The 14,406-nt window shown below is 66.5% G+C and carries 2 protein-coding genes (1 of these 2 cut by a window edge); both read right to left on the minus strand.

All coding sequences use genetic code 11. The features are described from left to right. The gene (locus AC30D9_RS01015) at positions 1–1,317 is read right to left on the minus strand and encodes an MFS transporter (RefSeq protein WP_490143214.1); all 1,317 of its coding nucleotides are present in this window, start codon (positions 1,315–1,317) and stop codon (positions 1–3) included. Next, positions 1,307–14,406, minus strand: the 3' portion of a protein-coding gene (locus AC30D9_RS01020; protein WP_490143215.1) for an amino acid adenylation domain-containing protein. The gene runs 4,705 nt beyond the window's last position; the window shows 13,100 of its 17,805 coding nt (coding positions 4,706–17,805); its start codon lies beyond the right edge, outside the window; its stop codon occupies positions 1,307–1,309. The genes AC30D9_RS01015 and AC30D9_RS01020 overlap by 11 nt, the downstream gene beginning before the upstream one ends.

Here is a 14,406-nt window from a genome sequence, read left to right on the forward strand (position 1 = left end):
TCAGCCAGGTTCGGCCACGACCTGGGTGGACGCAACCCACCCAGGCTCAAGCCGACGAAACGGTGCGATGGTCAATCCCAGGCCGGCCAGCAGTACATACAGCAGGCCGGCGACTGCGAAGAGCAAGCTCAAGCCGCCGACCTTGCCGATACCGAGCACGGGGGCCAGCCAGGCTTGCAGCTCGCTGCCTTGGCTCATCAATGGAATCGCCCAACCGTCGGCCAGCGCGCCCGCGCCCAGCGCCCCGAGCGGCAGGGCCAGCAGGCAGACGATCTGCCGGGCTGACAGTACCCGACCGAGGATGGCGTTGGGCAGGCTGCGCTGCCAAAAGCTCTGGTCGCTGCTGGTGCTCAGTGAAAAGCAGCCAAAGGCGACGAATGCCGCCGCATACAAAACCACCGGCGAGGTACTGACACCTATGCCCAGGATGCTGATGCCGAGCATCAGGTCCGCGAGCAATACCGTGCGGATCAATCGCAGTGGTGGACGGGCGACCACCCACAATGAGCCGCCCAGCATGCCCAGGCCGCCGCAGGTCATCAGCGTGCCCAGCACCAATACCGAATAACGTTCCAAAACCATGGGCGCCAACAGGACCGAGGCCAGCCCGAGCATCAAATGCTCGACGCCCAGGTAGGCAAGCAACGCGCAAAACGCCGGACGCCCGCGCAGCACCGCCAAGACGGCTGCCAACCCGCCCACGGCCACGACACGCCCCTGGCCGGTGGCGCGCACCGCCGTCGCCACCCAGGCGAGCCAACCGAGCACGCCGGCGGAAAACAGCACCGCACCGACATCCAGCAACAACAGTCCAGGGACTCCAACACTGCCCAGCAACAGGGCCGCCAGGGTGGGCGCGATCAGTTGCGGCAAGCCGACCATCAGTTGCATCAGGCCGTTGGCCCGGCCAATCGCTTGCGCACTGCTCAAGATTCGCGGGATCGCTGCCTGGCAAGTGAGCATGCGCATGACCTGGCCACTGGAGTTGACGGCGGCAAAGGCATACACCTGCCACCGTTCCAGCTCGCCTTGCTCGAACAGCCACCAGAGGATCAGCGCCGCGAAACCGCTGCCGGCCTCGACGCCGAGCAGGATCGCCCGCGCCTCGCAGCGGTCCACCAACCAGCCCGCCACGGGTGCCAGGAGCAGTCCCGGCAACGCAGACAGCGCGATGACCAGGGCGTAGTCCGTCACACTGGCGTGCTGCTGCAACAACCAGATGCCCAGGCTGAAAGCCGCAAGGGCCGACCCCAAGGTGGAGACGACCTGACCCGCCCACGCCCATACCCAGGGCCGCACCGAATGCTCAATTTCCATGGGTTTGAAAAGCCTCCAGAGCGGGCCAATAGTGTTTTAGGTACTCGGCCAAAGTCCGTGCCGCAGGCGCTTTGAGAATCGACAGGTGATCACACCCTTCAAGCACGTGGCGCTGACAGTCCCCGGCGAATGCCTCCCAGCCATCCTCGGTTTCGCCATGACCTCGCCCGGCCTTGAACACTACCACGGGGCCCGGATAGACCGATGCCGGTCGATAGTCTTTCGCCAGGTTGGCGTAAAACACCCGCAAAGGACCACGCAACGCATCGGCACGGGCTTGCGCGGGCATCAAACCGACGGCCTGCATGCGCGTCAGCAATCGGGCGCATTGCTCGTCCGGTTCCAGCTTGGCCAGGCTGTCGACGTCGAGGCCCAGCTCACACCCGGCCTCCATCTCCAGCAACGCCACATAGTGCGCCAGGGCCCCACGCGAATCACTGGCCAACCGCGTGCCAGGCGCGCGACTGTCGAGCACCAGCACCGGTGCCACCCCAGTACCCTCAGCGTGCAATTGGCGGGCGACTTCAAAGGCCAGCCAGCCGCCAAATGAGTGCCCGAGCAGGTAGTAGGGACAGTTCGGAACCTGCGCGCGGATTTCCCGTACATAAGCGCTGGCCGCAGCCTGCACCGAGGCATGCGGCTCGCGCTGGCCGTCGGAACCACGGGCTTGCAGGCCGATCACCGTCAATCGCGGGTCCAGTTGCCGGACCAGGGGCACGAAGCTGGCGACATTCGCGCCGGCGCCGGGGATCATGAACAGGCAGGGCGCGTTCGGCGCGCCGGTTTGCAGGACCAGGCTGACACGCGCGCCCGACGGACTGGCAGGGCGCTGCTCGGCTCGCGCCAGCGCCTGCTCCAAGGCCTGCGCCAGCCGTTGCAAATGCTCGGGGTCGCGCATGATCGACCAGTGATCGCCCTCGATACGCTGCTCGACCAGCTCGGCCCCCAGCAGCGCGCGCCAATCGGCTGCCAGATCTCGCGAGTCACTTCCCGCAGGGCCTGTCGATGTGGCGCGGAACAGGTGCACGGGCAGGCCTAGCGGCGCCGGCCGATAGCGAACCATGGCATTGCGCAGGTTCAGGTTGAGACGGGCTCGGCGGCTCAGCTCCTGGCGGTCGAAACCGGCTGGCAGCCAATCCCGTGCCTGGGCCGCAGCGATCACCGCGTCCAGGTCGAGCCCGGCATGCCAGGTGTCCTGGGCAGGGTCATCGGCGCTGTCGCCGACCCGGTGGTGCGCCAAGTACCCGATCAGTTGCTGGCGCAGGCCGGCTTCGTCGAAGCTCAGCGCCAACGGTGCGGCGCGCAGGGCGCCTGGCTGGCTGCTGTCGATCAGCCCGAGGAACGCTACCGGGCAATCCTCGCCCAGCAGTTGGCGGGCCATTTCATAGGCCAGCACGCCGCCCGCCGACCAGCCGGCGAGCTGATAGGGACCGTGCGGTTGGACCGTGCGCAGCAGCTCGATGTAGCGTCTGGCCAAGGTCGTGTTGTCGACGCCGTCGTCCAGCTCGGCGGCGGCCTGCACGGCATAGATCCCCCGTTCCGGGTCCAGATGCTGCGCCAGCCGGACATACGGCAACGCCTCGCCCGTGCCTTCATGGATGAAAAACAGCGGCGCGCGACCCGGCGAACCGGCGCGAATGCACAGCAGGCCTTGGGCCGCGACGCTGGCAACGTCCAGCGTAACGACCTCGCGGGCCAGCGCGGCGAGGCTTTCAGCGCTGAACAGGGCGCCGATGGCCACATCCATTCCCTGCGCGCGCAAGCCGTCAAGCAGTTGCACGAGCAGCAACGAATGCCCGCCCAGGGCGAAGAAGTTGTCGTCACGACCGATCTGCTCGATGCCCAGCAGTCGCGACCAGAGTTGCGCCAGTCGCGTTTCCGTGGTGCCGCGTGGCGCCGCATAAGGACGCTGCTGCAAGGCTTGCTGATCGGGAGCCGGCAGGGCGCGCCGGTCAAGTTTGCCGTTGGCGGTCAAGGGCCATTGCTCCAGCTGCACATAGGCGCTGGGCAACATGTGCGCTGGCAATTGTCCGGTCAGTGCTGAGCGCAATTGCCCAGGCTCCAGGTGCCGGCCCGGCTCGGCCAGCAGATAGGCGACCAGGCGCGCATCGCCGGGATCGTCCTGGCGCGCCAGCACCACCGCCGAGCGCACGCCGTCCAGGGCACTCAGCCGGGCTTCGATTTCGCCCAGTTCGATGCGGAAGCCACGCACCTTGACCTGCTGGTCGTTACGGCCCAGGTAGTGCAAGGTGCCGTCGGCGGTCCAGCGTGCCAGATCGCCGGTCTTGTAGAGACGCTCGCCTTGGCCGCCGAGGAAGCGCGCCGGCTGGAAGCGCTCGGCATCGAGCGCCGGTTGATTCAGGTAGCCGCGCGCCAGGCCTGGTCCGGCGACATGCAGCTCGCCGACCACGCCGCGTGGTACCAGTTCGCCGTGGGCATCGAGCAGGTAGACCCGCAAGTCCGGGATGGGCCGGCCAATCGGTGCCAGCCCGGCCTGGGCATGGCAGTCGGTGGCTTCGATCGGCTGGTAGGTCACATGCACAGTGGTCTCGGTGATGCCGTACATATTCACCAGGCGGGTAGCCTGGCTGTCCGGCCGTTCGAACCAGGGCCGCAGCGCGGCGGCATCCAGGGCCTCGCCACCGAAGATGACACAGCGCAACCGATGGGGCTCGGCGCGGGTCTGTTTCATCCAGGTATAAAAGGCGCTAGGGGTCTGGTTGAGCACGGTGACGCCGGCGTCCACCAGCAGGTGGTAGAAATTCTCCGGGCTGCGCGAGGTCAAGTAGGGCACCACCACCAACCGGCCACCGTGCAGCAGCGCACCCCAGATTTCCCACACCGAGAAGTCGAAGGCGAAAGAGTGGAACAGGGTCCAGACGTCCCGGTCGTTGAAGCCGAACCAGGCGTCGGTAGCGCTGAACAGCCGCATCACCGCGCGATGCTCGATCATTACGCCCTTGGGCACGCCGGTCGAGCCCGAGGTGTAAATGATGTAGGCCAGGTCCGTGTCACTGGCTCGCGGATCGGCTGCCAGGTCAATGCTGGACAAATGCCCCCATTCACCGGTGTCCGGGTCCAGGGATACCACTGCGCACGACGCTGGGACCTGCAGCGTCTCAGGCAACGCAGCCAGGGTCAGCAGGACCCGTGGCGCACTGTCGTCGAGCATGAAGTTCAAGCGCTGCGCCGGGTAGACCGGGTCCAGCGGGACATAGGCGCCTCCGGCCTTGAGCACCGCGAGTATGCCGATGAGCATTTCGATGCCGCGCTCGGCGTGGATCGCCACGCGGCTGTCCGGGCCGACATCCAGGTCGCGCAGGCGATGGGCCAGGCGATTGGCCCGCTCGTTGAGCGCCCGGTAGCTGAGGGTCAGGTTCTCGTATTGGAGCGCGACGGCGTCCCCACGACGTGCGACCTGGGCCTCGAAACGTTGGTGCAATCGTTCGCCGCTCGGGGCCGCCAGCGCCAGTGCCGGATTGAAGCCATGCAGCAACTGCTCGCGCTCGGCCGGGCTGAGCAGGTCGATGCGGGTCACGGCCCGGCGGTCGTCGTCGACCATGGCCCGCAGCACAGCCAACAGCGCCTGCCAGTGACGGGCCACGGTGTCGGCATCGAACAGCGCGGTGGCGTAGTTGAAGCCACCCTCGATGACATCGCCCGCTTCATGGACATCCAGGGCCAGGTCGAACTTGGCCGTGCTGACCGGCGCGCCAACGCTGTGCAATTGCAGTCCGTTGCCGAGGTCGAGGTTGCCCTGTGGAGCGTTCTGCCAGGCCAGCATCAGTTGGAAAATCGCGTTATGAGCCAGCGAGCGCGGTGGATTGAGCGCTTCGATCACTTGCTCGAACGGCAGGTCCTGATGCTCTTGGGCGGCCAGCGCCAGGCCCTTGACCTGGGCCAGCAGCGCACTCACCCGGGGCGCGTCGCCCAGGTCGATGCGCAGGGCCTGGAAGTTCACGAAGAAGCCGATCAGCGGCTCCAGCTCGACCCGGTTGCGGTTGGCGACAGGTGAGCCGATCACCACCTCGGCCTGGCCCGACAGCCGACTGACCACCACGGCCCAGGCCGCCAGCAAGGTCATGTACAAGGTGGTGCCATGGCGCCGTCCAAGGGCCTTGAGCCCATGGCTCAGTTCGGCATCGATGCGCACCGGCAGGCTCGCCCCAGCGTAGTCCTGTCGAGCCGGACGCGGGCGGTCGGTGGGCAGGGTCACGCAGGTCGGCGCGCCGTCCAGGTGGGCCTGCCAATAGGCACGTTGGCGTTGCAATTCGTCCGCCTGCAGCCATTGGCGTTGCCACAGCGTGTAATCGCCGTACTGGCGCGCCAGGGGCGGCAAGGGATCGACCTGATCCCGGCTGAAGGCTTGGTAGAGACGGGAGAACTCGTCGGTGAGTACGCCCATGGACCAGCCGTCCGAGACCAGGTGATGCACCGTCACCAGCACGACATGATCGTCGACATCCAGGCGCAACAGGCGTGCGCGGATCGGCCACTGACAGGTCAAGTCGAACGGTCGGCCGGCTTCCTCGGCGCACAGCACCTGCCAATCCGCCGCGCCGGGCGCGCTCAGATCCAGCATCTCCAGGGCCATCGCCCGTGGTGGGTCGATCACCTGACGCGCTTGGCCGGCAAGGCTCACGAACCGGGTCCGCAGGCTTTCGTGGCGCGCCACGATGCGATCCAGGCTGCGGCGCAGCGCCTCGATGTCGAGCTTGCCGCGCAGGCGCAAGCCCGCCGGCATGTTGAAGGCTGCTGTCGAGTCCGGGTTGAGTTGCTGGATCAGCCAGAGGTTTTGCTGGGCGAACGAGAGTGGCAGGGGTTGGCTGCGGTCGGCTTCCTGCAACGGTTCCAAGCGACTGCGCCCGGCGTCGGCCAGCACTGCCGCCAACGCGTGCAGGTGCGGTTGGGCGAAGACCGCCGAGAGCGGCACTTCCAGGCCCAGTCGATGGCGCACTTGTGCGAGCAACCGCAATGCCAGCAGCGAGTGTCCGCCCAAGGCGAAGAAATCGTCTTCGCGACCGATGGATGCGACACCCAGCAACTCGCTCCAGATCGCCGCCAGGGTCATCTCCAGCTCGCCCTCGGGCTGGCTGTATTCCGTTTGCGCAAACGCCTCGGGGGCTGGTGCCGGCAAGCATTGGCGATCGACCTTGCCATTGCTGGTCAGCGGTAGGGCATGCAGCTGTACGAAGGCGCTGGGCAACATGTATTCGGGCAGGCGCTCACTCAGTTGGCTACGCAGGTCCAGCGGCGACAAGGTCTGCTCGGCGCTGAAATAGGCGACCAGGCGCGGGTCGCCGTGGTCCGCCGGCAGCACGACGACCACCGATTCGCGCAGCCCGGGCAATTGATCGAGGCGGCTTTCCACCTCGGCCAGTTCGACCCGATAACCGCGAATCTTCACTTGGAAGTCATTGCGCCCCAGGTACTGCAGCGTCCCTTCGGTGGTCCAGCGGGCCAGGTCGCCGGTCTTGTACAGACGCGCGCCGGGAGTGGCGTCGAACGGCGGCTCGATAAACCGCTCGGCGGTCAGCTCGGGACGGTTCAAGTAGCCTTGGGCCAGGGCCACGCCGGTGACATGCAGTTCGCCGACAGCGCCCTGGGGCACCCATTGGCCATGGGCATCGAGCAGGCACACTTGGGTGTTGGCAATCGGCCGTCCGATCACCGGTACGTCCGGCCATTGATCCGGATCGTCGGGCAGGGTGTGGGTACACACCACATGGGTTTCGGTCGGGCCATAGTGGTTGTGCAGGCGGGCGCGGGGATGGTGCTTGAAGAATCCGCGCAATGCGCCGGTGATGCGCAGCGCCTCGCCCGCGACAATCACGTCCCGCAGCATGGGCAGTTCAAGCGGGGCGTCGGCCCAGCTGTCGGCCATCGCTGCCAGGGCGATATAGGGCAGGAACAAACGCTCGATACGCGCCTGGCCGAGCCAGCGCGGCAGGCTCGCGAGGTCCAGGCGCTGGGCTTCGTCCAGCAACACCAGGGTGCCGCCGCTGCCCAGGGTGGAGAAAACCTCCTGAAACGCGACATCGAATCCCAGCGCGGCGAATTGCAGGGTACGAGCCGGACCGGGCAACGGCTGTTCGGCCTGCCAGGCCAGCAGGTTGCTCAACGCCAGATGGCCCATGGCGACCCCCTTGGGCAGGCCGGTGGAGCCGGAGGTGTACATGACATAGGCCAGGTCATCGGGACTCGGTTGCCCGAGCGGTGGAGAGGAGGGTGCCTGCATCGCCGTTGCCGCCAAACGCACCGACAGCGGCGTGCAACGGTCGCTGCATTGCAACGCTTCGACGCGCTGCGCATCCCACAGCAGCAGGCACGGCTGGCAATCCTCGATGATGCCTTGTCGGCGTGCGAGGGGCTGACTCGGGTCGAGCGGCACGTAGGCCGCACCGGTCTTGAGGGTGGCGACCATGGCCAACACCATCTCCAGGCTGCGCGGCAGATGGATCGCCACGCGTTGGCCGGGCCCCGCGCCCAGCTCAATCATCTGCCAGGCCAGGTGATTGGCCTGGCGATCGAGCTCAGCGTAACTCAGCCCGCGTCCATGCAGTTCGACCGCGATGGCGTCGGGCTGCAACAGCGCCTGGCGCTCGAACGGCTGGTGTACCCAGCCGGCCTGCGGGTAGGCGGTTGGCGCCGGGTTGAGGCCGTGCAGCAGATGCTCGCGCTCCCGGGCATCGACCAACGACAGGCGGGCCAGCGGTTGGCGGTCGTCGGCGCATAGCTGGCGCAACACGTTGACCAGGTAGCGCCAATGCCGATGCACGCTGGCGGCATCGAACAGCGCAGTAGCGTAGTTGAGCCCGCCGACGATGCGCCCCTCGGCCTCATAGAGTTCCAGGGACAGATCGAAAGGCGCAGTGACCTGGTCGGCGGCCAGACTGGTCAGGCTCAGGCCATCGAGGTCCAGCGCGCTGCGTGGGGCGTTCTGCCAGGCGAACATCAATTGGAACACCGGGCTGTGTGCCAGCGAGCGGGGCGGGTTGAGGGCTTCGACCACATGCTCGAACGGCACGTCCTGGTGCGCCTGGGCCTGCAGAGCGTGCTCACGCACCTGGGCCAGCAACTGGCTGACGTCCGGTTGCCCGGCCAGGTCGATGCACAGCGCCTGGGTGTTGACGAAAAAGCCAATCAACGGCTCGACTTCGCTGCGTGTGCGGTTGGCGACCGGGGTGCCGATCACCACGCGTTCCTGACCGGCCAGGCGCCCGACCACAATCGCCCAGGCCGCCAGCAAGGTCATATACAGCGACGTGCCATGGCGGCGACTCAGGTCCTTGATCGCAGCGCTGGTCGGCTCATCGAGCGTGACCGTCAACCGCGCACCGGCGAAGTCCTGGCGGGGCGGCCGTGGACGATCGCTGGGCAGGTCGACCCGCTCGGGCGCGTCGCGCAGGTGTTCGAGCCAATAGGCCAACTGCTCGGTACGACGCTCGCCGGCCAGCCAATCGCGTTGCCAGGCGGCATAGTCGGCGTATTGGATCGCCAAGGCCGGAAGCGGATCCGCCGCGCCCTGGCGGAACGCTTTGTACAAGGTCGACAGTTCGTCAATCAGCACCCCGATGGACCAGCCGTCGGCGATGATGTGGTGCAGGGTCACGTGCAGCACGTGGCAGTAAGGGTTCTGCCGCACCAGCAGCACCCGTAGCAACGGGCCTTCGCTCAATGAGAACGGCCGGGCAGCTTCGCTGGCCATGACTTGTTGCAAGCGGGCCGGGGCGCTAGCGTCCAGCGCCAGGCAGGCGAACGCCAGGCGCGGCTGCGCGTCGATGACCTGGCGGACTTCCGCGTCCTGCCCGACGAAACGGGTCCGCAGCACGGCGTGGCGTTCGACGATGCGCGTCAAGGCGTTGCGCAGCGCCACTTCGTCCAGTTCGCCATCCAGGCGCAGGGCGCCGCTGATGTGGTAGGCGGCGCTCGCTTGCTCATCCAGGCGGGCGATGAACCATAGACGTTGCTGGGCAAACGACAAGGGGCGCGCAACGCTCTGCGGCAGCACCGTGATCGGCGCCAGGCTGCTACGCGTCGCATTGCCCATGACGCTGGCCAGCGCGGCCACGGTCGGGTGCGCATACAAGGTCGCCAGGGGCAATTCCAGCCCCAGGCGCTGGCGCACCCGGGAGACCCATTGCACCGCCAGCAGCGAGTGTCCGCCGAGTTCGAAGAAATGATCATGACGCCCCACCTGGGCGACGCCCAGCAGGTCGCGCCAGATCTCGGCCATGAGCGTTTCCTGTTCACCGCTTGGCGCTTCATAGGCCTGGGCGGTCCAGGCGTCTTCGCCGGGCACCGGCAAGGCGGCGCGGTCGAGTTTGCCGTTGGGGGTCAGGGGCAGCGCGTCCAGGGGCACGACCAGCGCTGGCACCATGTACCCCGGCAAACGACTCGCCAGGGCCTCGCGCAGCGCCGTTGGCGTCAACGGCGCTGCGTCTGCCGTCGCCACGGCATAGGCCACCAGCGCGGGCTCGCGGCCATTACGCTGGACCGCCAGCACTGCTGCGGCGGCCACGTGTGGAAGCGTGAGCAGAGCCGCTTCGATTTCCCCCAGTTCGATGCGAAAACCACGAATCTTGACCTGGAAATCGTTACGCCCCAGGTAATGCAACTGGCCGTCGGCGTCCCAGAAGCCCAAGTCGCCAGTGCGGTACAGCCGCGCCGTCGGCTCGGCACTGAACGGGTCGGGCAGGAAGCGCTCGCGGGTCAGTTCGGGCCGCCGATGGTAGCCACGCCCCACGCCGGCCCCGCCGATATACAACTCGCCAGTCACGCCCACCGGCAATGGTTGCCGCGCGTCATCCAACACGTGCACCTGAGTATTGTCGATGGGCCGGCCAATGTGCGGGACAAAGCCGCGCGCGCGGTCCATCGAGGCCCAGGTCGAATAGACCGTGGTCTCGGTCGGGCCATAGAGGTTGTTGACCTGGTGCACCGCGCCATGGGCGAACAGTCGCTCGACCAAGTGTCGCGGCAGCGCTTCGCCGGCGAGGTTGACGGTGCCCAGCGAGTCCGGCAGCGCATCGGCGCGCAGCAAGGCGTCAACGGCCGACGGCACACTGTTGAGCAGGCTCAGGGTGGGACGGTGCTCGAGCAGGGCAAGGGCGTCGTCGACCAGTTCGAGGGTGCCGCCGCAGGACAACGGCGCGAAGCATTCGAACACCGACAAGTCGAAGTTGATCGAAGTGCTGAACAGGCTGTGGGCAAGGGTTTCAGCGCTAAAGCTACGCAGGGCCCAATCGAGGAAATTGCGCGCGTTGCGGTGTTCGATCATCACCCCCTTGGGTTGCCCGGTAGAGCCGGAGGTGTAGATCATGTAGGCCAGGTGGCTGGCCTCCAACGCCACAGCCAACGGCGTCGTGTCGCCGGTGCGCAACGCCTCGTCGACATTGAGCCGCCGGCAGGTAGCGGCGAGGGTGAGGCCCAGCGGCGCGTCGCCCATCGTCAGCACTGCCACGGGGGCACTGTCGTCGAGCATGTAGGCCAGGCGTTGAGTCGGGTAGGCCGGGTCCAGCGGAACGTACGCGCCGCCCGCCTTGAGCACGGCAAGCAGCGCGACGATCAATTCCGGACAGCGGCGCAAGTGCACACCGACCCGTGCCTCGGGCCCGACACCCAGTGCTTGCAGTTGCCGGGCCAGGCGATTGGCCTGGCGGTCGAGCTGTCCGTAGCTGAGCACGCGCCCCTTGCAACGCACCGCCTCGGCCTCCGGAGTCAAGCGAGCCTGTGCTTCGAAGCGCTGGTGCAGCAAGGCACGTTCGGGTTGCGTACGCTGCGTGGCGTTGAAGCGGGCCAAGCGCTGATGCTCGTCCGCCGGCAGGACGTCGAGGGTTTGGGCGAGCTGTTGCGCGTTGTGATCCAGGGCTTCGACCAGGCTGGCGAGGGCACGGTGCAGGAAGGACCAGACCCGTTGCGCCCCCACCGAACCGGCAATTTGCGCAGTCACGCCGAAGCCTTGGCCAAGATCGTCCACCGAAACGGTGAAGGGATAGTTGGTGCGTTCAGCGCTGCTCAACACCTGCATGCCCTCGACACTTTGGTGTGGCGTGTCTTCCAGGCTGTAGCGAAAATTCAGCAGCGCGGAAAACAACGGCGTGCTGGCCGGCACGCCGCTGCACCGTTGGGCCATGGTCAACGGTGCGTGCTCATGTTCGAGCAACCCCAGCAAGGCCTGATGAGTACGTTGGAGGCTGTCGCTTACCGAACTCTGCGCGAAGCCGATGCGCAGCGGTAAGGTATTGATGAAAACCCCCAATGCCTGATCGGCGCCTTGCACGCCTTGCAAACGACCGAGCAAGACCGTGCCGAATACCACGTCGGCGCGTCCGGTGGCCTTGCCCAACACCAGCGCCATGGCCAGGTGAAACAGACTGGCGACACTCACCTGATGGCGCCGCGCCGCCTGGCGCAGAGCGAGCGCCAGCGTTGGGTCCAGCGACCCGTGGGCCTCGTCGATTTCGCCGGTATTTTGCACATCCAGCAGGCCAAACGGGGCGGTGGGTTCGCTGACGTCGGCGAGCATGGTTTGAAAAAAAGTCTGCTGCCGGGCGCTGTCCTGGCCGCGCCGGGCGTGCCCGACGAAGGTCCGGAACGGCACCGGTGCGCACAACTGCGCCGCGCGGCCCTGCTGGATCAGCACGATTTCCTCGACCATGCGTTCCAGGGTGGTGTGGTCCAGCACCAAATGATGGTGCAAGACCTGCAGCAACCAACGTTGCTGGCCGGCGTCGAACGCCTTCACCACCCGTAGCAGCGGCGCCTGGCGGATGTCCAGGCGCCGTTGCCGGGGATTAGTGTGGGCCTGTAGCTGAGCGAGCGCATCGGCTTCGGTAATGCGCAGGATCTCGATGGGCAGCGGCGCCTCCCGCCAGACCACCTGCACGGGTTGCTCCAGGTCTTCCCAGGCCAGGGCGGTGCGCAAAATGTCGTGGCGGGCGATGACTTGTTGCAGCGCCAGGCAAAAAGCGTCCAGTCGGGCTTCGTCGCTGAAGGCCAGGGTGGTGTGCAGCAGGTAGGTGTCGCCTTCGTTCTGCAACAAATAGTGAAAGAACAGGCCTTCCTGCAACGGCGCCAGGGGATAGATGTCCTGCACGTTGGCCGCGCCGCCCTCGACGCTGGCGACGATGCGGTCGATCTGCGCCTGGGTCAATTCCACCAACGGCAACAACTCAGGCGTGATGTGGGTGCAGCCCAACGGCAGGGACGCTCCCAGTACCTCGGGATCATGGCTGGGGGGCGTTTCGCGGTGCGCCAGCGCCGTGGCCAGTGCGGCGATGGTGGGCGCACCGAACAGGGTGCGAACATCAATGGCCCAGTCTTCGGCACGCATGTGTTCGACCAGTTGCACCGCCAGCAGCGAGTGCCCACCGAGGGCAAAGAAGTTGTCCTGGCGCCCCACGCGCGGCACACCAAGGACCTCGGCCCAAAGCTCGGCCAGGCGGGTTTCCACCGGCCCTTGTGGCGCTTCGTAGCGTTGCTGGGCGAAATGATTTTCGGCGGGGTCGGGCAGGGCACGACGGTCCAGTTTGCCGTTGGCGGTCAGGGCAAAACTGTCCACCTGGACGAAGGCCGCGGGCAACATGTAGTCCGGCAGCACGGCGGCCAGGCGCGCGCGCAATTCGCTCGGTTCCTGGACCGTGGTGGCGGTGAAATAGGCCAGCAAACGCTGCTGGGCATCGGCCAGGACCACGGCTTCGCTCACCTCGGGCAGGGCCTTGAGCTGCGCTTCGATCTCGCCCAGTTCGATGCGAAAGCCACGGATCTTGACCTGGAAGTCGTTACGTCCCAGGAACATCAGCACACCGTCGGCGCGCCAGCGTGCCAAGTCGCCGGTGCGATACAGGCGCGAGCCCGGCTGGAACGGGTTGGACACGAAGCGTTGTTCGCTCAGTTGCGGCTGGTTCAAGTAACCCAGGGCCAACCCGTCGCCGCCGATGTACAGCTCGCCAGCGACACCGATGGGCAGCGGACGGCGCTGTTCGTCGAGCACGTAGACCTGGGTGTTGCCGATGGGTTTGCCAATCGGAATATCACCGTTCAGGGCGTCTTCAAGGGTGATGCGGTGGGTGGTGGCGAAGGTGGTGCTTTCGGTCGGGCCGTAGCCGTTGAGCAGGTGTTGGGGCGGCGAATGGCGCAGCACCTGGGCAATGCGCCGAGGGTCGAGCACATCGCCGCCGACCATCAGGTAGCGCAGGTTGCGAAAGGCCGGGGCCAAGGGTTCGGCAAACTGATGAAAGAGCCCGGCGGTGAGCCACAGCACGCTGACTTCGTGGTGCAGCAGGTGCTCATTGAAACGCGCAGCGTCGAGCAGGGTGTCGCGCGGGCAGACCACCAGGCAGCCGCCGTTGAGCAATGCGCCCCAGATTTCCAGGGTGCTGGCATCGAACGCCGGGTTAGCGGCCAGGGCAATCCGGTCTTGAGCGTTGAACTCGGCGAAACCATTGTTGCGTACCAACCGGGTAATCGCACGGTGGGATACTTGCACACCCTTGGGCGCGCCGGTGGAACCGGAGGTGTACATGACGTAGGCGGTCGCTTCGGCAGACACCGAAGGATGTTGGCGCGGCGTGGCGAGAGAACCCTGTGCCAGGGCATTTTCCCAGGCTGCCAAGGCCAGGTGTCGGACCGTCGGGTCGAGCACGCTCGAGGGCGGTTCGTCGGTGAGCAACCAGGCACTGCCGCAATCGTGCAGCAAGGTACGTTGCCGCTCCAGCGGGGTGGCCGTATCGATGGGCACATAGGCTGCGCCGTTTTTCAGAATCGCCAGGATTGTCGCGACCAGACGCGGGCCGCGGTCCAGACGCAGGGCCACCCGATCACCCGGTCGCACGCCGTGTTCGGCCAGCCAGTTCGCCAGTTGTTCGGCGTAATGGTCGAGCTGACGATAGCTTAGCGAGTGGTCGCCATCCTGCACCGCCGTCGCCTCGGGGCGGCGCTGTACCTGGGCCTCGAATAACGTGTGTAGCGACTCGGCTGCCGGGTAATCGAGGGCGCTGGCATTGAAGGCATGCAGCACGTGTTCGCGCTCGGCTGCGCCGAGAATCGACAGCCCATCGAGGGGTTGCTGGTCATCGTCGACCATGG

Source organism: Pseudomonas sp. DF11 (assembly GCF_058148565.1).